This is a genomic window from Streptosporangium sp. NBC_01755 (assembly GCF_035917995.1).
Taxonomy (GTDB): Bacteria; Actinomycetota; Actinomycetes; order Streptosporangiales; family Streptosporangiaceae; genus Streptosporangium.
This window is the reverse complement of the sequence record NZ_CP109131.1, coordinates 4336282-4354926: the sequence shown is the minus strand read 5'-3', so window position 1 is coordinate 4354926 and position 18645 is coordinate 4336282. Positions and strand designations below refer to the sequence as shown.

The following is an 18645-nucleotide window of genomic DNA, read 5'->3' as shown; positions in this document are numbered from 1 at the left end:
CTGTCCTCCCAGACGGCACAGCGAGGGTGGTCAGGGCGTTGCCCGCAGGGGCGTCGGCGGCGGGGCGTGGTCGCGCCAGTGACGGGTGAGCGCGTCCGCGTAGCGGCGGGGCTCTCCGACGGTAACCCAGTCGGCGGAAAGTCTCCGTACACGTACATCGCCGGTATGGGCGTGTTCTCCGACGGCGAGGCCGAGGTCGACCTCACCGCGGGCTTGCGGGCGCGCGATGAGCTGGTGGAGGACGAACGGGCGCAGTACCAGGCGGGACACCACCGCGAGCGGTTCGTCGACGGTCGCCGGGGCGGGCCGCTGCCGGATCCCGCTGACCCGGTCCCCGCCGGGTTCGGCCAGGTCGACGATTCCGAACGAGCCGATGTCGGCGCGGTCGATGAGCTGGGCGGCGATGACGAAGTCCGCTCCCCGCCCGGCCTGCTCGCGCATGGCTGCCAGGTCTGCGCCAGGGACGCCGCCGAGGAGGACATCGTCACCGAACGCCACCATGAACAGGTCACAGTCGGTCAGTTGCTGGGCGAGGGTCAGCAGCGGGGCCGCGTTGCCGTACCCGTGGGACAGGTCCTCAGGGGTTGCCCTCACAGGGAGGCCTTCCTCGCGCAGGCCGCTGATGTAGGCGGGGATGATCTGGTCGCCGGGGCGGGTGACGACGTGGACCAGGTCCGCGCCGGCCGCCAGGCATTCGGTGATGACGTGACCGAGGGCGGGTTCGGAGCCGATCGGCAGCATCTCCTTGGGAACCCAGGTGCTGAACGGCTGAAATCGGGTTCCGTACCCGGCTGCGGTCACCACTGCCGGGCACGACGGGCGCTGAGGAAGGCGGGTCATAGGAGATCTCCGATCAGGTCGGCCAGGACACGATGAAGGCGGTCGATCGGGCCGCGCACCCCGTACTCCACCTGGAAGCAGGGCACGGAGACCGCGAGGCGGGCACAAAGGGCCGTTGCGGCCTTGGCCAGCTCGGCGTCACCGGGGGTGCGGTGGATCAGCCAGGGCAGCCAGAACTCATCTACCGGGGTGAAGCACGCCTCCGTCAGGACCTTGAGGGTCTCGGCCGGGGTGAGGCGGCGTGCTTGCGGGGGCTGGGTGGTGTCGGTGAAGCGGGGGACGACGAGGGTGTGCAGGACCGACCCGGGTATCTGGCGGGAACCGAACGCGGTGGCGAACGTCCGCGCGGACAAGGCGGTCTTGTCTCGTGTGCCGAACTGGCGGGGAAGAGCAGCCGCCTCCCCCGGGGGTACCGCGGCCCAGAGTTCGGGGAACGCCTCCAGGGTGCCGCGGGCGACCGGGACCGGGAGGGGCACGGCGACGACCCGCCGCTGCCCGTGGATGATCAGTCTGTCGTTGGACAGGAGCGCTCCTCGGCCGCCCAGGCCGTGGAGAAGCGCCGCGAGCGTGGTGGTCTTGCCCGCGCCGCGGTTCGCGCAGACCATCACCGTGCGGCCGGCGATGTCGACCCCGGCGGCGTGGAAGACGATTCCGCCGGCGGACTCGTACGTCCGCAGCATCACCTCGCGGATCACGCGCAGCGTGTACTTCGGCGCGGCGGCCCGTTCGGCCACGTACAGGTCGATGACGGGTCCTTCGACCTGTACGGCCCAGGCTCCGGGCCGTCCTTCGAGCACGTCCGCCGCCACGGTGTAGCAGCGGCCTGCGGCACCGATGCGGCCTTCGCTGAGGGTGACCCCAGGAACCGGTTGCACCGTGGTGACTGCCAGCTCAGTGAAGGTTGCCGCGGCGGTGCGGAACCGGCCGGTGTCGGTGTGCACATGAATCTGGTAGCCGGGCAGCTGTAGCTCCCCGATGCGGCCAGCCAGGTAGTCGGCGATGTGCCGGGACAGAGCCTCGTGGTCGGCGGGGGTACTCATCACGGTGAGCGGGACGTCACCGGCGTAGCAGGTCAGGTCGGTGTGGGTGGTCACAGGCTGCCTTTCGGGTCGAGGCGGTGCATCGCCGCCAGGCCCGCGTCGATACGTGCCTGCCGGGCGGCGGTCGGGGTGTTACGCAGCCGCAGGACCGACGTGGCGGTGAACACCTTCAGCGCGGTCCGCGGGGGAATCTCGCCGCACAGCGCAACCACCGCGGCCTTCTGCCGGAGGTGGAACCAGTGGACGGGCAGCCGATCCGGGTGGGTGTGGCCGGGGCAGAGCCCGGCAAGGTCTGGGATGTGGTCGGCGACGCCGGTACCGTGCGCGGCCAGGAGCGCGCGGGCTGCGTAGCCGGCCAGCGCGCACATCGTGATGTCGGTGTCGTAGCACAGTCCGCCGAACAGGCGCTGCCAGTCGTCGTGTTCGGGGGGGCGCAGATCGGTCAGCAGCGGCGGCAGCACATCGATGCAGACCAGGCCGTCGTCGGGGTTGATGACGAAGTTCGCCAGGTTGGTGTCCAGACGGGCTCCGCTGGAATCGAGAGCGGCGACCCACGCGGCGATCTGCCGCACGGCTGATGTGAACAGGACCGGGTGGTGTGCGGCCAGATCGGGCAGCGGCGTTCCGGGAATCCACAGGTGCTGGACTGCGGGCCGCCGCCCGGACTTCACGATCCTGACGTCGGCGGGCAGTTGGACTCCGACCGTGCGCAGCTCCTCGATGTAGCGGCCGACGTGGAGGGCTTGAACATCGTCGGCGGTCAGCCAGCGGATCGGAGTGCTGCGGGAGGCGCTCATGAGCTTGAGGACCTGGCCGTCGCCAAGGCGCTGGAGCAACGTCATGCCTGGTCTCCGTTCTGGTGGGAGCGTAGGAACCGGGTGGCGTCGGTGTACATCGCCTGGAACTGCTCCGGCAGGTCCAGGCCGAGCAGCTCGGCGAGCCGGTCGACGGCCTGCAGGGTCGTCGCGCACGCTTCGGGGACGGGTGGCGGGGACCCGGTGGGCTGGTGCCGGTAGCCGGCGCTGACCAGTCCGGCTTCTGCGGCTCGTCCCGCGCAGACCAGAAGCATCAGCAGCGCCTCGATCACCGAAGCGGCCGAGTGGGACGAGCGGATTGAGGCGGGCGGTTCATCGGCCAGGACACCGATGCTGAGGGCCGCCAAGGTGACATCGGCGAGTTCGTCGCCGATGTCGCTGATCGGCCTGCCCGGGTCGTCGTAGGCGACCATGTCAATGCCGTGGCGGCGGGCGACGCACAACGCCAGGTGTCCTAGCTGCACCGCGAGCTCGGCCCCGGCGGTGGCAGCATCCCAGGAGCGGGGCGCGGTAGGGGCGAACCCTCGGCGCAGCTGTCGGGTCTGCTCCAGCATCTCCGCCAGTTCGTCGTTACCGATCATGAATGGCCCTCCTTGATGATCAGAGGACGGGCGCCCGAGGTGCCGCTGCTCCAGTAGGCGTCCGCCCCCTGACCCGCCACGCTGATCCGCACACCGAGGTCCTGGGTGAGGGCGGACACCAGCCGGTTGGCGACCGCGGCGTGAATGACGAGCTCGCGCCGCTCCGGCAGGACGTCGAACGCGGCACCGGCCAGCCCTCGCCGGGCCAGGGCCGCGGAGATCGCGGCGTGGTCGGGAACGGCCGCGGTCGCTGCGGAGGCGCATCGTGTCCGTTGGGCCTGCGGGCAGCGGTTACGGGTTGTGCAGACCTGCCCGCCGTACACGCCGAACCGGTCGGTTTCCCTCAGTACGTACGCCAGCGCGCACGAGTTGGTGTGAAACACCGGGTGGCCGGGGTGGCGGTCGGAGGTGTGGTGGATGAACTCCCAGAACGACTCGGGGTACACCCCCTCGGCCTCGGTCACCCCCGGCGTGGTGGCCAGCGCGGGCCACAGCTGGGCGAGCCGGTCGAGGGCCTCGGGTTCGACTTTCAGGCCGGCGGCCATGGTGCAGGTGGCGTATCTGGCGGCGGTGTCCAGCACCCGGATCATGATCTCCTTGGTGGTGAACGCCGGGAACGCGGGCCGCCAGTAGTGCACGATCGGGATTCCTGCGGCGTGCAGCGCCGGGAAGTTGTCGCGGATCTGCTCGTGCCGGACGCCGACCTCGATCTCGGCGTCGAGTCCGGAGTAGCTGAGGTAGACGATGACGCGCAGGCCCGCGACTTGTGCTTGGGTGATGGCCTCGATGGTGTCGGCGGGCACCCGGCATTTCGTGATCAGCACGACCGCGTTCGGGAGCCCTGCGGCGACGAACGCCCGCAGCAGCTCCGCCAGGTAGGCGCGTGAGGGCGCCACTGCCATCACGTCGGTCCAGGTGAATAGGGCGACCGGCCGATCGGGCCCGTACAGGTCCGACTCCAGCAGCAACTGGACGGTCTGGGCGGGAGTGTGGAGCTGGACCGGAGCGACCCGGGTCTGCCCCCGCTGGTTCAAGAAGCAGTAGGTGCACTTCTTGGGGCAGCCCTGGATCGGGTTCACCGCCAGCCATGAGGCGTGCTGGTCGATCACCGGAGTCCATTCGCGGCCCTCCAGCCCGGGGCCGGTGGCGGCCGGTGTGACCGCGATGGGTTTGAGGTTCGTCAAGCGATCGGCTCCCTAAACGAGCGCTGCGGACCCTCCTCACGGTGCTGGACCGCTGGTGAACGCATCAATGCCGCCATCGGCGCAGGACATTGCCTCGGCCATTGCCGGCAAGACAATGTCGTGACCGCCACGGCGGGGTTACGATCGGTGCCCAGCGACGCACTGGGAGGTGCGCGCCTTATGGCGACGATCAGTCGGATGCGGCGGGCTGAACTCTCACGCCGAGCCCAGGAGATCCGCCGGCAGGGGCAACGGCAGCAATGGCCGCTCCAGCAAATCGCCTCGGCGATCGTCCGTGAGCTGCCGCAGGTTCTGCCTTTGGAGGCGTGGCGGTGGGCGCTCGGCTGGTCGCGCGCCCAGACCATCAGCGAGATCGCGGAGTTCTACGAGCGGACTCGGATCGGCGAGTCGCTGCTGAACGCGAGCATGCTCTGCAAGTATGAGCACGGAGAGATCACCCCTGGTCACGACTACACAGCGGCCCTGTGCGCGGTGTATCAGGCAGACCCCGCCCAACTCGGCCTCCACCACAGCACCACGCTCGTACCGCATATGGGCGGTGGCAGCCGGGCATACCGTGACGGGCGAGCACTTCCGCGACCGAGATACACGGATGGGGATTCGATGACGGCCGATCACGACAACGCAATCCTGGCCGCCCTCCGCGACTCCGTCACCCTGGCCCTGGAAGTCGAAGGGCCCGCCGGGGGGCCGCTCGCTCTGGAGAATCTCGCCGCGGCCCTGGCCTACTACGACGTGAACTATTCGGCGTTCCCGCCCGGTCTCCTCGCGATCGAGGTGCATCGGACCCGGGCACTGGTCAGCGGCATGCTGAAGCTTCCCCAGCTCGACGGTGCCCGCGTCGAACTTCGGCGGCTCGCGGGCTGGCTATCGGCTCTGGTCGGCAACTTGGCGTTCCACCTGTCGGACTACCCGGCGGCGGCGATTCACTTCGCGACCGCCGCGCGGCTGGGCACCGCGGTCGGCGACAACGATCTGATCTGCTGGTCGCTTGGTGCTCAGGCGATGACCGCGTACACGGGCAACCGGCCCGTCGAAGCCCTGGAGCTGGCGCAGCAGGCATACGAGTACGCCGAGACCCCGCTCCGCCGCGCTCAGATCCTCGCCTGGGGGCAGTTGCGCTCCCTTGCCTACCTGGGAGAAAGCTCCCGGTCGGACGCCGCCCTGGTGATGGCCAACGCTCAACGAAAGCTGGAGGCCGACCCGGACGGCGAACGTCCGGGTCGGTTCGGTTTCGACCGCGCCGAACTCCAGTTGCATCTGGCCGAGACGAACCTTCAACTCGGCGACCACGCTGCCGCCCGCGGCCACGCTGAGACCTCGCGACGGTCCCTTCCCGTCGGTCGGCCCGGCTGGGCCGCCGCCACGCTCGTCCTCGCACGCGCGGAGGCTGCCCGCGGCCAGCTCTCCGATGCCGCAGCACTTGGCATTGAGGTACTCGATGTGATTCCCGCACCGGCCTTGCGGGAGACCAGCCGTGTCAGGCTTCGCGACCTCAACCACGACTTGTTCACCGTCGCCAGCCCTGGCGTCGAGGCCGAAGACCTACAAGACCGCATTCGCGCCTTGCCGGCGCTCATGCTGGTCGGCCGGATCAGTGATGAGCCCAATGGTCAACGAAGCTGATCGGCTGATCGCGTCCCCGTTCGACGCTGACTGCGGTCCGCGCGCGCTGGAGACCGGGTTGGATGTCAAGGTGGTCTCGGTTCAGCTCTGTACGCGCATGTGCGGCAGGTGGTCCCCGGCGGTGCAGCGGAGCGGGTGCTGCCCCGTGTCCAGGAACCGTCAGCGAAAGCCCGGAAAGCTCAATCGTTGGCAGGATGTTCCCATTCTTTTCCCATCGGCCCTCGTGGAGAGGGCGGGCCAGCCAGGATGCCAGGGTCGAAATATCCACTTGCTCTAAGCGTGGTCGGTTTCATAACGTACAGGCACGCCGAAAGGAGGTGGTCCGAACAATGGTTGATCATAGTTGGGCTAGCGAGGTGGCTGTCCGCTAGGACGCCGCGACCGGACTCTGTCCGGGCGTCTGGCGACGTTCGGCGAATCCACGACAATCACCGGAACCCCGGGCCGCCGGGGGCGGGCAATCCCGCCTTTGGTCCACCGGCCCTCCCGCTCAGCAGGGAGGAAGCGGCCCGGGGTTCTTCCCTTTTCCAGGCGCTTTTCTTTCCAGGCCCTCCCCGTACATCCTCGGGACCGCTCGCGACCGCCCCCGCTATGTCACGGCTCCGGGGGCGCGATGCCGTTCGTTGATTCTCGGTGTTCGTCGGTGAGGACCGCTGAGCCGCCGCGTTGCCGGGGTCCCTCCTGGGTCCGAGGCCCCGGAGGTCGTCATCCCTGGAAGTCGGGGTTGGCGCAGTGCAGCGGCCTTTCCCCGCCGAGGATCCTGACGATGTCCTCGCAGATCATCCGGGTGTGGTTGATCTCGGTGTCGTAGGTTCCCGCGCCCAGGTGCGGGGTGAGCACCACGTTGTCCATGTCGGCGAGCGGATGGGCCGGGTCGAGCCAGTCCCCGGCGAACCTGTCGAGGGCCGCGCCGCCCAGATGGCCCGCCTTCAGCGCTCCGACGAGGGCGTTCATATCGTGCAGGACCGCGTCGGAGGTGTTGACGAAGATCGCTCCGGTCCTCATCGCGGCGAACTCCACGGCGCCGATCAGCAGACCCGCCGACGCGGGAGCGTGTACGGAGACGACGTCGGCCTGGGCCAGCAGGACGTCGAGGCCGTACCGCTTCTCCGCCGCCTCGGGGTCGTAGACCATGACACGCATGCCCAGCCCCCTCATTCGCCAGGCCACCGCGTGGCCGACCGCCCCGTAGCCGATCAGGCCGACGGTCCGGCCCGCGAGCTCCCACGCGCGGTGCCGCCGGTAGGAGACCATGCCGTGGCGGATCTCCCGGTCGCCGACCGCAACCCGGCGGGTCACCGCGAGGATCAGGGCGAGGGTGAGCTCGGCCACCGCGTCGGCGTCGCGCCCCGGGGCGCAGACGACGGGAATGCCCCTGTCGATGGCCGCGCCGAGGTCCACGTTCCCCGCGTCGCCGCGGGCGCAGCCCACCACCAGCAGGGGAAGATCCAGCACCGGGCCCGCGACCTCGTCGGACTCGGTGATGAGGATGCGCGCCCCGGTGTCCGCGAGCCGCCGGGCCAGGTCGGCCGCCGGGTGCGGACTGTGCTCAGCCGGGTCGTAGTGGACGTCGATCAGCTCTCTCAGACGGTCCCACTCCGGACCTCGCATTGGCGCCAGCACAAGGGCTCGCGGTTTCACCGCGCCTCCTCATTTCAGGAAATTTCAGCATCTGGGAGCTTTCCATGAATGCCATGATCAATCCTGACGTTGACCCGACTGTCACCAACGCCCCCACCAGCCCTTCCTCTTTCCGAATTACTCCCTTATTTAGTGCTTTTAGTAGGAATTCAGGGCGAAAGTCGCCCAAGGGATGAAATGTGAGGGAGCGCCGGTCAGTGCTCGCCGCGGGCGGGGACGCCGAGGGCCGCACAGGCGTCCCGATAGAGGCGGACGACCTCCGTACGGACCTGCGCGCGTTCGGTCAGCGTGGTGCTCCACGGGACCCGGACCGGAATCTCAAGCCCGCCGACCACGGCGGCGAACTCGATCGCCTCGGCGTCGACACCGGTCGTCGTCGCACTGGTGGCCTCGGGCTGTCCGCCGAGGCCCTTGCAGATCAGTAGCGCGTCGTCAGCGTGATCGTCGTTCATGTGGCGCTTGATGGCCTCGACCGCTTCGGGGGTGAAGGGAGTGCTCATCCCACAAAGCGTAGTCAGCGCCCTGCCTCTGTCGCCCCCGGGTGCGAGCAGGAGCGCTCATCCGATACCCGGCTCGCGCCCCTTCGGGAATTCACCCGGCGTCGGGGACGAAGTCACCGACCCGCTTGAGCTCGGCCGAGATGTGGGACTGAATCGGCTGGCCCATGGCCGCCATGTCGTACGCCCACATCAGGTTGCCGTTGACCAGGCCGTAAAGCCGGTGGCCTCCGGTGTACTCCTTGGCGGTGGCGGTGCGGGCCACCACATCGGTGTGGAGCTCGATCTTGTGGAATACCACCTCGCCGACGTAGATCTCCACGATGCCCGTGGGATGTGACAGGCACACCTCCAGCTGACGCCCGGGAAGCTGACGCCAGAAACCGGTCTCGGTGGCCAGCGGGCGGACCTTTTCCCCCGCCTCGTCGAGCAGCCAGGTGCGGCTGCTGTAGGTCAGGAACGGCTTACCGTTGTGGCCGAAGACGATTTCCTGGCCGAAGTTGAAACTCTCGATCGTCGGATATCCCCCGACGCCGGCGCCTTCCCACACGCCCACGAGGAAGGCGATCGGCTCAAGATCAGGATGCAGTTCGGGAACGTCCATGGGTCCGAGCCTAGGCCCTGTCACGCGGATCCCGCCGTGGCGGGGAAGGGGCGGACCCGCATAGGCTTCGGGCATGGCACGATCACTGGTGATCAAGGTTACCGTCGGCGAAGACTCACCCGAGCGCTGCAACCAGGCGTTCACGGTGGCCGCGGCGGCGTTGGCGAGCGGAGTCCCCGTCTCGCTCTGGCTGACCGGCGAGTCCGCGTGGTTCGCCCTCCCCGGACGGGCGAAGGAGTTCTCCCTCCCGCACGCCGCCCAGCTCGGCGACCTGCTCGACGCGGTGCTCACCGGCGGCAGGGTGACACTGTGCACGCAGTGCGCGGCCCGGCGGGGCATCACGGTCGACGATCTGATCGAGGGCATCCGCATCGCGGGCGCGCCCACATTCGTCGAGGAGGTCCTGGGCGAAGGCGTCCAGGCTCTCGTCTACTGACGGCCCCTCTACTGACGGCCCCCTCGTGAGGCGTGCCCTCCGGCCGCCCGGCAACGCCGGACGGCCGGTTTCCGGCGTCAGCCGGGCAGCACCGCGGCCAGGCGCTCCTCGCGGAGGCGCTCGAACCAGGAGTCGTCGATCGGCGGCAGCTGGGCGCCCACCGCCCAGGTGAGCAGCAGGTCGGCGAGGCCGGAGTTACGGGCGAGCGCCGGACCGTGCAGGTAGGTTCCGACGATCTTGCCGGTGTAGCAGCCCTCGGTGCCGTCGCCATTACCCGTGCCGACCGCCGTACGCGCCAGTGGCCGGATGCCGGGCCCGAGCCGGGTGACGCCCATGTGGTTCTCGAAGCCGGTCAGCGTCGGGATGCCGAGTGCCGGGTCCGCCTCCCCGGCCAGCTCGCCGACGGCCCTGCCCTCGCCACGGCCGCTGGAGATGTCGATCAGGCCGATGCCGTCGACCGGCTGCCCCTCCTCGCCGCCGAAGGTGGTGCCCATGATCTGGTAGCCCGCGCACACGGCCAGCAGGGCCGCGCCCCGCTGAATGGCCCGGTGCAGGCCGCCGTCACGCCGGAGCCGCTCGGAAGCCAGGATCTGCGGCCGGTCCTCGCCGCCGCCGATCAGGTAGATGTCACCGCTCTCCGGGACCGGGTCGGCCGAGCGCACATGCACGGTCTCGACCGGGATGCCGCGGCGCCGGGCGCGCTGCTCCAGGACCAGGACGTTGCCCTGGTCGCCATAAGTGCTCAACAGGTCCGGATAAATCCAAACAAGGCGCAGGGCGCTGTCAGACTGCACGACCGAACTCCGATCGAATCTGCTGGAAGGCGGTGTAGTTGGCGATCACGTCGACCTTGCCCGGCGGCTGTGCGCCGAGCGCCTGCTCGAACGATCCGGCCAGCTGGAACGGCACATCCGCCACGTCCAGCCGGAGCGCGAGGTCGAGCCGCCGCTCCCCGGTCACGAAGACCGGCCTGCCGCGCAGCACGCGGTAGTCGACGTCCCACAACCATGAGGTGTCGCGGCCGTCGGGGCCCTGGGCGTTGACCGAGAGGATCACCGGCAGCGAGGAGTCGAGCACGTCGAAGGCCTCCAGCCAGCCGGCCGGGTTCTTGGCCAGCAGCAGCCGGGCGTGCCGCCCGTCGCGCTCCACGGTGGTGTAGCGGCCGGCGACCGACCTGACCTCGCGCAGGCGGGGCAGCGCCCGCTCGACGGGCAGCCCGAACGCCTCGGCGGTGGCCAGCGCTATCGCCGCGTTGGCCCGGTTGGCGCGCCCGGGGAGCTGGATGTCCAGCACCCAGCGCTGCCCGCGCGGGTCGATCACCGCGTCGTCGTCGAGCACCCAGGAGGGCTCAGGCCGCCGGAAGGTGCACTCACGGCAGGCCCAGTCGTTCTCCCCCGCTCCCGAGAGGGCACCGGAGCCGAGGCTGCCCGGCGGAACGTACTCCATGCCCTTGCGGTCGAGGGGGCCGCCGCACTCGGGGCAGCACCAGGAGTCCTCCTTCCAGGGCTGCCCGGCCGACACCCAGGTGACCGAGGCCGCGGTGGAGGCGCCCCAGGTCACCAGCGGGTCGTCGGCATTGGCGATCACGTGGGTGTTCTTGCCGGCCAGCGCCCGCCGCCACTTCTGGGCGAGCAGCCAGATCTCGCCCGCCCGGTCCATCTGGTCCCGGCTGAGGTTCATCAGGCAGATGACCCCGGCGCCGGTGGTGTCGATCACCTCGGGCAGGTACTTCTCATCGACCTCAAGCACCCCGTACGGGGCGTGCTTGGCCGACGACAGCGCCGAGACGTGCCCGGCGGGCATGTTGGCGCCGAAGGCGTTGGTGGCGACGTCGCCGAGCTCCGACAGCGCGGAGGTGATCAGACGGGTCGTCGTGGTCTTGCCGTTGGTCGCGCTCACCAGCGCGAGCTTGCGGTCGCGGGCGAGCTTGCGCAGCAGGTCGGGCTCCAGGAGCATGCTGACCCGGCCTCCGATCACTGACCCGTCTCCGCGTCCGGTGACCCGGGACAGGGTCGCGGCCGTCCGGCCGAGAGCGGTGGCGAGCTGCGCCCGCAGCGGAAGCTGAGTCATACCGTCTCCTCGCTTGGCGACCGTTCGCGGGACGACCCGGTGGCCGGCCGGCTCGGCCGCAGGGCCGGAATCACCGAATCGTTCATGCCGCAGATCTTAGCCGTGCTTCGGCACCCTCACCCCCGGACGGCACGTCACACGTACCGTCCGGTGACGGTGAGGCGTAAAGACCCTCAGACCCGACCGTTCCCACGGTTCGGCGAAGGCGAACTCCGCAGGCTCCACCAGCTCCACCGGCTCCACCGGCTCCACCGGCTCCACCGGCTCCACCGGCTCCACAGCGGGAAATGCGGCCGGGTGTCCCTCCCGGCCACACCTCACTACTCGGCCACACCTCACTGCTCGGCGAAGGCGAGTTCGACGGGTTCCTGCGAGTCGGCGTCGAACGGCAGCACGAACCGGTGCGGCCACGACAGCACGCTCTCCAGCCAGCCTGCCCCCATCATCTGGGCCACGTGCCGGAGCCGTTCGGCCGGGTCGACGCCGATGGTGACGGTGAGGATGTCGCGCTCCACACTCTCGCGCTCGTCGTCGCCGAGAATCACCCGCCAGGCCAGTTTCCGGTTACGGTCCACCTCCATGGAGAGCGGGTGGTGGCGGAGCGCCTTGGCCCGGTGGCCGAGCAGTTCGGAGCCGCCCGCGGGACGGTTGAACAGGGCGTACTCCATGACCGGCGCGGAGCCGCGCGGGTTGGGCGCGGGCTGGCCGTGCGGGAAGAGCCGGTCCACCTCATGCAGCCACCGCACCTGCGGGATGACCCAGGCGGGTCCCGGCCGCTCGCCGGGGTCGCGGTCGGGACCGAGCAGCCTGGTCGCGATCGCGGCGACCTGCTCGGTCAGCTTGGCCGGGTCACTGACGGTCCGCAACGACCACGCGCGGCGGCCCACGCACCGTTCGGCGGTCGTGGCCAGCAGGCATTCGCGCCGCCGTGCCGGGAGCTCCGCCCAGAGGTCGGCCAGCGCCCGGGGCACCCCGGGCGCCGGCCTGTTGGTGCAGAACGCCAGCACCAGCGTGTCCGTCCAGATCCGCAGCCAGGCCCACTCGGGCGCCTCGGCGAGCAGGTCCGCCTCGCGCAACTCGACCAGCGTGCACGCCCGGCCGTTGCGGCACTCCTGCCCGCACGCCGCCGAACGGCGGCCGCAGATGGGCGGCGTGTGGCCGGGGACCGGGCGCTCGCGGTCCTCGCCCAGCGGCACCTGGATGCGGAGCGGCCGGTCCATGCCGTCGGCGAAGACCGCGGCGACGCCGGGCGGGAGCGAGACGACCTGCCGGGACTGCTCCTCGCTCAGGTTCGTCGCCGCCCCGACCAGCCGGCGGTCGTCCTCGGCGGGGAGCCTGTGGATGACCTTCAGCGCGGTGTTCTTCACCACGTCGGAGACCAGCTTCGTGGGAATCTGCTCGGCGACCACGATGCCCTCCCCGTACGCGCGGATCTCGGCGAGCATGCCCGCCAGGAGTTCGACGGCGTGCGTGCTGGCCCGCCCGGCGCCCCGGTCGCGGAGCAGCCGGTGCGCCTCCTCGATCACGATGACGTGCTTGAGCCCGCTGCTCCGCTCCTTCCTGGCCCGCATCCGCAGGTGCTCCACGATCCGGATGATCAGCGTGCCCATCAGGAACGCCTTGTCCTCGTCGTTGGCGACGTCCTCGATCGCGAGCACCACGTTGCGCTGGAGCAGGTCGCCGATGTCCGCGGGGTGGCCGCCCTCGAAGAACCGGCCGGCGGAGCCGACCCGGAGCGACCGCAGCCGCAGCGAGATGAAGCCCTCGACATCGGCCTGGACCTCCCGTCCGTAGCCGATCTCCTTGATCACCTCCATCGCGTGCCGCTGCAGCTGTTCGAGGGTCGGCACAGCGGGTCGCACGGCGGCGCCGGGGGCGGCCCAGCCGGTGACCACGTCCCACCCGTTGGCCTCGTACACCCGTTGCAGGGCGAGCGACATGATCTGCGGGAACGGCTCCTCGGCGTCGAAGGCCGCCATGAACAGCGCCCTGACCATGTCGATGTGGGCCTGGACCGGATAGCCGGGTTCGGGGGCGAGCGGGTTGACGCTGAACGGCACGCTCTCCGGGGCGGACGGGTTGATCACGGTCACCGGGGCGAGGTGCTCGATCCGGCCGCCCATCGAGGCGTACTCGGACTTCGCGGGTTCGATGGCCAGCCACGGGATGCCCGCGCCGGTGAGCTGTTCCAGCAGGTGTCTGACGGTCTGGGACTTGCCGGAGCCGGTGGCGCCGGTGACGAAAGCGTGCCGGTTGAGGGTGGCCAGCGGGACCCTGAACGAGCCGACCGGCCTGTCTTGGCCGTCGAGGATGGCTCCGAGCTCGACGGCTGGCGCGCCGGGCGCGGTGTCGGCCTCGCTGGTCACGTCGAAGAAGCCCGCGTCGAGCACCCGTACCCCCGGCACCTCCCGGTGCGGCAGCCCGGCGAGAGCGGCGAGCGCCCCGGCGGTGGCCGCGAACGGGGCGGCGGCACCGTCCGCCGGATCCTGCAGGGTCACCGTCAGCGCCTCGGCGAAACCGTGTACGGGACCGGACAGCGCACTGCGCAGACGGTAGGGGTGGTGGCTCATCTCGGCGGAGCCGACGAGCACCGGCGCGATCTGGCGCAGTTCCTCGGGCCCGGCGGCCCCGGCCAGCAACCGGACGTTCCAGAGTCCCGCCTCGCGGAAGGCGTCCAGCTCCTGCATGCGTCGCTCGGCCCGCTCCGCGTCGTAGCGGGAGCGCTCGGAGGCGTCACCGTACTGCCGCAGCACGTTGAGCTGGGTACGCAGGTGCGCGACCTCGGCGTCCAGCAGATCGGTCTGCTCGGCCACCACCAGCCAGGCGAACGGCCGGGACATGAGCGTGACCAGCGTCGACTCGAAAAGCGTGGGGCGCCTGAGCTCGTCGGCGTCCGGCTCGCGACGGCCGCCGAGCGGCGGAGCCTGCCGGCCGGGGCAGACGGTCCAGGCCAGGTCGGACAGGTCGCGGAGCCACTCGTCACCGATCCGGACACCGCGGGCGCCGCTGGGAAAGAGCAGCGGCTCGGGACCGCCGGGGGCGTGCTCGACCTCGGTGGCGGCCCTGCGGGGTGGGCGCGGCGGGGTCAGCGGCCCCGCGTTGGTGATCAGCTCCAGCGGAGCGCCGGACCCCCGCGAGAGCCAGCCGACCACGAAGGGCCGGTTGCGCTGGGCCGTGGAGAGTACGGCGGGCAGGACCGTGACGAAGTCCCACTCGGCGGAGGAACTACGGGAGGGCGCCGTGATCGCCTGGATTCTGTACCAGGGACCGGTCAGGGCATTGGGCGGACGGGACACACTTGGCTGCATTTGGTCTCCACCCGGGGGACCCGGCTCCAGGCCGGAGGGTTGACGCTTCACGGATCACTCCGCCATACCGGCCGACGCGTAATCGGGGGTAGGTCACCCCCGTAACCACGGTCGAACCTGACTCGGGGCTCGCACCCCCACATTGACCATCCCATTACGACATACGGACGCCCCGTTGGCATGCCCGGCGATACCGTCACCGACGGGATCATCGCTACCCGGATCCCCACCGCCCGAATCCCCGCCCGCCGACTCGTCGGCGGCGCGGGCCGGGGCCTCATTGGCGGCGGCGCCAGTCGAGCCTGGCCGGGGGCGGGCCGAGGTTGGGCGGCGCGTCCTCGAACGGGCTCGGCTCGCGCGGCTCCTCCTCCTTCTTCTCCTGTACGCGCTCCAGCGCGGCTTCCTTGATCTCGTCGAACTCGCCCAGCGTCGTCTTGGGGAAGGTCAGTATGGCCGGGTTGGCATCGGCGAGACGGACCCTGCGCCCCTGGACGGTGGCATCGGTGACGATCACCGAGGTGGTGGGAAGCTGCTGGAGCTGGTGAGGCTCCACGAGGAACTCCCGGGACCGGTGCAACACCCGCTCCGTCTCCCCCATCGCCTTGGTCGCGCGACGGCCCCACTCGGTGGAGGAGGTGATGTCCTCCTTGAGGTCGGCGCGGCTCACGTCGCGCTCGTCGTCGCCCTCCTCCGCCTGGCCGACCGTGGAGATGTAGCCGCCGTCCATACCGGCCCCGGCGGCACTAATCGTCTCGGTGAGCTGGGCGAGCTCCAGGCGGTGCTCGGTGCCGACGTGCTCGCTGGCGATCCGGGCGTCCTCGGCGTTGCCGAGCCGCATGAACGTGACCGCCGCGTGCCCACGCCCGAGCCGCTCCCGCACCGTCGGGGTCAGCGAGCGGTAGGTGAGCACCAGTCCGGTCCTGGAGGTCTCGCAGGCGTCCATGAGCCGGTCCAGGACGTCACCGCGGAGCTTGTCTGCGCCCGCGACGATGATCGTGTGGTACCACGGCCGCTCGGAGGCGGGCGACTGGCGCAGGATGTGGGTGAGCGCGGTGGCCACGTACGTGCCGAGGACACGGTTGCCGAACACGCCCGCCTGACGGTCCATCGACACGACGCGCAGGCGCGCGGGCGGCAGGCGCACCGCCTCCGAGCCGAGGGTCTCCAGCTTGCGCAGCTGCGACTCCAGCGCCCAGGCCCGCTCGATCACCACGCGGTCGCTGACGCCACGGCCGAAGAGCGTGCCGATCCGCTCCAGCTGGGTGGCGGTGATCAGGCCGAACCGCAGGTCCTCCCGGGGGTCGCCGACCTGGGCCAGGGCGCGCAGCGCGGCGGTGACCTGGTTGATCGTGGCACTTTCGCCGAGGACTTCCAGCACCCGCTCCAGGATGGCGTTGTCGAACGACAGGTCCCTGGTCGTGCGGTGCTCCTCGCTGACGCTCACGACGTGGGCGAGGACGTCGGCGAACGCCTCGGGGGTCAGCGTGGCGCCCAGGTCGAGCCGGGGAAGGTCCACCGGCAGCACCCAGACCAGCGGGTCGTCACCGCCCCTGCGCGCCAGCTCGATCAGGTCCTTGGCGATCGCGCCCTCGGACAGGTCGAGCACGGTCAGGTGGCCACCGCTGTAGAGGCGGGTCGCGCCCAGCAGGGTGATCAGCGCCGACCAGCCGGGCAGCGTGCCTCCGGCCACGTCGATCCGGTCGATCTCGTCGGGCACGGCCACCGCGTACCAGGTCAGCTGACGGTCGTGACGCTCCTTCTTCTCCGCCCACTCCCGGTAGCGGGCGGCATGCTCCTCCTGGGCGGCGAAGAGCTCCCTGTCCCGTTCCTCCCGTAGCCGGTCACCGGCCACCTCCCTCGCCTTGATGCGGTGGCGGACCGCCCGGTCGCCCTGGTGGACGGCGTAGCTGCAGAACGCCGCGATGCCGCCGGCGGCGATCACCCCGACGACGGCGAACGACCAGCTCAGCATCTCGGTGACGCCGAGAACGAGGATCAGCGTGGCGAGTGCGGTCATGAACGCACGGACGATCTTGACCGGCCGGTTCAGGAGGTCTTCGTTGAGGCGTTCCCTGCGCACCCACTCGGGGTCGACAGGTTCCTCGGGAGCCTCCACCGGCGAGGGTCGCTTGGGAGCCGGACCTGGATCCGGGTGCAACAGCGCATACTGCCAGCCCAGGTAGATCCGGTCCGCCTGGAGTTGCGCATGCTCGGGATGCACGTCCGCCACGGAACCCCTCCGCCGTCGGGCTCATCGGAAGCCTCGGAGACAGCGTAAGAGTTCGACATCATATTCGGGCAGCGTTCCCAGCAATCCGCTGCATTTTCCCCGGTTTTACCATCACTTAAGGGATTGATGAGTCGGGTGGGATGGACATCACCGATCACCACCGTCTCCCGTGCGTCTCCCGTGACTCCCCCTCCGAGGGTCCACCCGGACGACGGCGTCCCATCTCCGAATCAGCGGATCAGGTTCCACGCCATCGCCGCGATCTCCTCGGCCGGGCGGGGCGGCTGCTCTCCCAGCCAGTACGTGAAGAGCCCGACCAGCGTGCCCGCCACGTGATGGGCATGGATCTCCGGTGGCACCTCGTCATGCCCGGGGGCCGGGAGCCCGCCGCGAAGGGACCACGCAGTTCCGCGACCAGCGTCTCGCGTAGCCGCGCGCAGAAGCGGGCGCTGCCGGAGGGCCCGAGCATCCGCCGGTAGAGCGGGGCTCGCTCACCGACGTGCTCGAAAGCGCCCGGCGGTGATGCCGCTCCGGCGTGACAAAAAGGACCGGCACTCCCTTCGAGGGAGTGCCGGTCCTTTTGCTTTACTGGTTCGGCGTGCGTCGGACCGAAAGGTCAGACGGCCACGGCGAGCTGGGTGACCTCACCCAGGCGCGCCTGAGCCGGGATGTCCTTGGTGACGCCGCCGCCCGCGATGATGCGGACGGTCCAGTCACCGGGGGCGGCGAAGAAGCGGAAGATGCCCTCCTCGGACACCACGACCTCACCGGTGAACTCACCGGTGTGGTCGAGCAGGCGGGCGTAGGCCGTGCCCGTGCCCGTGACCACACCCTGGATGACGGCCTGGTTCGCAAGATCGATCCCGGCCGGAAGGGCAATCGTCTGTTCTGGAGCAGCGCATCCCTGAGTCATTATCGGGCCTCTCCCAGTTCGATCGGCACGCCAACCAGCGAGCCGTACTCAACCCATGAACCGTCGTAGTTCTTGACACCTGCCTGGTCGAGGAGCTCGTGCAGCACGAACCACGTGTGGGCCGAGCGCTCCCCGATGCGGCAGTAGGCGATGATGTCCTTGCTGAAGTCGACACCCGCGCCCTCGTAGAGGGCCTTGAGCTCCTCGTCGGACTTGAAGGTGCCGTCGTCGTTGGCAGCCTTGGACCACGGGATGTTGCGGGCGGTGGGCACGTGGCCGACACGCTGCGCCTGCTCCTGCGGAAGGTGCGCGGGGGCGAGCAGCTTGCCGGTGAACTCGTCGGGCGAGCGCACGTCGACCAGGCTGAGCTTGCCGATCGCGGCGACGACCTCGTCGCGGGAGGCGCGCAGGGACCGGTCCTGCTCCTTGGCCTTGTAGTCCGTGGCGGGGCGGTCGGGAACGTCCTTGACCAGCTCGCGGGACTCAAGCTCCCACTTCTTACGGCCACCGTCGAGAAGCCTGATGTTCTCGTGGCCGTACAGCTTGAAGTACCAGTACGCGTAGGCGGCGAACCAGTTGTTGTTGCCACCGTAGAGGACCACGGTGTCGTCGCCTGCGATGCCTCGGGCGGACAGCAGCGCCTCGAAGCCCTCCCGGTCGACGAAGTCACGGCGGACCGGGTCCTGAAGGTCCTTCTTCCAGTCGACCTTCACGGCGCCACGGATGTGGCCCTTGTCATATGCGCTGGCGTCCTCGTCCACTTCAACGAGAACGACACCGGGGGTATCGAGGTTGGCCTCGACCCAGTCAGCATCGACCAGGACGGCGGAGCGGCTCAT

General features: G+C 70.0%; 17 protein-coding genes. 2 read left to right on the top strand and 15 right to left on the bottom strand.

The window, feature by feature from the left end:
* Positions 1–30: 30 nt before the first annotated feature.
* From OG884_RS20980 to OG884_RS20960, 5 genes are read right to left on the bottom strand one after another with little or no spacing between them, the layout of a single operon-like run.
* Positions 31–840: a sugar phosphate nucleotidyltransferase gene (locus OG884_RS20980; protein ID WP_326635356.1), complete on the bottom strand. Its 810-nt coding sequence runs from the start codon at positions 838–840 to the stop codon at positions 31–33.
* Positions 837–1934 (bottom strand): hypothetical protein, encoded by a 1098-nt coding sequence (locus tag OG884_RS20975; protein WP_326635354.1) that lies wholly within the window; start codon positions 1932–1934, stop codon positions 837–839. The genes OG884_RS20980 and OG884_RS20975 overlap by 4 nt, the downstream gene beginning before the upstream one ends.
* Positions 1931–2722, bottom strand: coding sequence for a hypothetical protein (locus OG884_RS20970; RefSeq protein ID WP_326635352.1), 792 nt, complete (start codon positions 2720–2722; stop codon positions 1931–1933). The genes OG884_RS20975 and OG884_RS20970 overlap by 4 nt, the downstream gene beginning before the upstream one ends.
* On the bottom strand, positions 2719–3276 hold the full coding sequence (locus OG884_RS20965) for a hypothetical protein (protein WP_326635351.1): 558 nt from the start codon (positions 3274–3276) through the stop codon (positions 2719–2721). The genes OG884_RS20970 and OG884_RS20965 overlap by 4 nt, the downstream gene beginning before the upstream one ends.
* Entirely contained in the window at positions 3273–4460 is a 1188-nt protein-coding gene (locus tag OG884_RS20960) for a hypothetical protein (RefSeq protein WP_326635350.1), read from the bottom strand. The genes OG884_RS20965 and OG884_RS20960 overlap by 4 nt, the downstream gene beginning before the upstream one ends.
* 180 nt (positions 4461–4640) lie before the next feature.
* Between OG884_RS20960 and OG884_RS20955 the strand changes: the two genes are divergently transcribed.
* Positions 4641–6107: an XRE family transcriptional regulator gene (locus OG884_RS20955; RefSeq protein ID WP_326635349.1), complete on the top strand. Its 1467-nt coding sequence runs from the start codon at positions 4641–4643 to the stop codon at positions 6105–6107.
* Between the two features lie 705 nt (positions 6108–6812).
* Here OG884_RS20955 and OG884_RS20950 read toward each other — a convergent pair.
* The 3 genes from OG884_RS20950 to OG884_RS20940 form a co-directional block, all read right to left on the bottom strand.
* Positions 6813–7718: an NAD(P)-dependent oxidoreductase gene (locus tag OG884_RS20950; RefSeq protein ID WP_326635347.1), complete on the bottom strand. Its 906-nt coding sequence runs from the start codon at positions 7716–7718 to the stop codon at positions 6813–6815.
* A gap of 224 nt (positions 7719–7942) precedes the next feature.
* Positions 7943–8248, bottom strand: coding sequence for a DUF2470 domain-containing protein (locus OG884_RS20945; RefSeq protein WP_326635345.1), 306 nt, complete (start codon positions 8246–8248; stop codon positions 7943–7945).
* A gap of 91 nt (positions 8249–8339) precedes the next feature.
* Positions 8340–8849, bottom strand: a complete 510-nt coding sequence (locus OG884_RS20940) for an FABP family protein (RefSeq protein ID WP_326635343.1) — start codon at positions 8847–8849, stop codon at positions 8340–8342.
* Positions 8850–8922: 73 nt separating this feature from the next.
* On the opposite strand from OG884_RS20940, the gene OG884_RS20935 reads away from it, so the two are divergent.
* Positions 8923–9285, top strand: a complete 363-nt coding sequence (locus tag OG884_RS20935; protein WP_326635341.1) for a DsrE family protein — start codon at positions 8923–8925, stop codon at positions 9283–9285.
* Between the two features lie 77 nt (positions 9286–9362).
* On the opposite strand, the gene OG884_RS20930 is transcribed toward OG884_RS20935, so the two are convergent.
* From OG884_RS20930 to OG884_RS20900, 7 genes are all read right to left on the bottom strand, one after another.
* The gene (locus OG884_RS20930) at positions 9363–10079 is read right to left on the bottom strand and encodes a type 1 glutamine amidotransferase (RefSeq protein WP_326635339.1); all 717 of its coding nucleotides are present in this window, start codon (positions 10077–10079) and stop codon (positions 9363–9365) included.
* A complete protein-coding gene (locus tag OG884_RS20925; protein WP_326635337.1) occupies positions 10069–11355 on the bottom strand; it encodes a MurT ligase domain-containing protein in 1287 nt (428 codons plus the stop codon). Before OG884_RS20925 ends, OG884_RS20930 begins: the two co-directional genes overlap by 11 nt.
* 335 nt (positions 11356–11690) lie before the next feature.
* Entirely contained in the window at positions 11691–14663 is a 2973-nt protein-coding gene (locus tag OG884_RS20920) for an ATP-binding protein (RefSeq protein WP_326635335.1), read from the bottom strand.
* Between the two features lie 277 nt (positions 14664–14940).
* Entirely contained in the window at positions 14941–16893 is a 1953-nt protein-coding gene (locus tag OG884_RS20915; protein WP_326635333.1) for a hypothetical protein, read from the bottom strand.
* A gap of 230 nt (positions 16894–17123) precedes the next feature.
* Positions 17124–17252 (bottom strand): hypothetical protein, encoded by a 129-nt coding sequence (locus tag OG884_RS20910; RefSeq protein ID WP_326635331.1) that lies wholly within the window; start codon positions 17250–17252, stop codon positions 17124–17126.
* A gap of 257 nt (positions 17253–17509) precedes the next feature.
* Entirely contained in the window at positions 17510–17806 is a 297-nt protein-coding gene (locus tag OG884_RS20905) for a DUF1416 domain-containing protein (RefSeq protein WP_326635329.1), read from the bottom strand.
* The gene (locus OG884_RS20900) at positions 17806–18645 is read right to left on the bottom strand and encodes a sulfurtransferase (RefSeq protein WP_326635328.1); all 840 of its coding nucleotides are present in this window, start codon (positions 18643–18645) and stop codon (positions 17806–17808) included. The genes OG884_RS20905 and OG884_RS20900 overlap by 1 nt, the downstream gene beginning before the upstream one ends.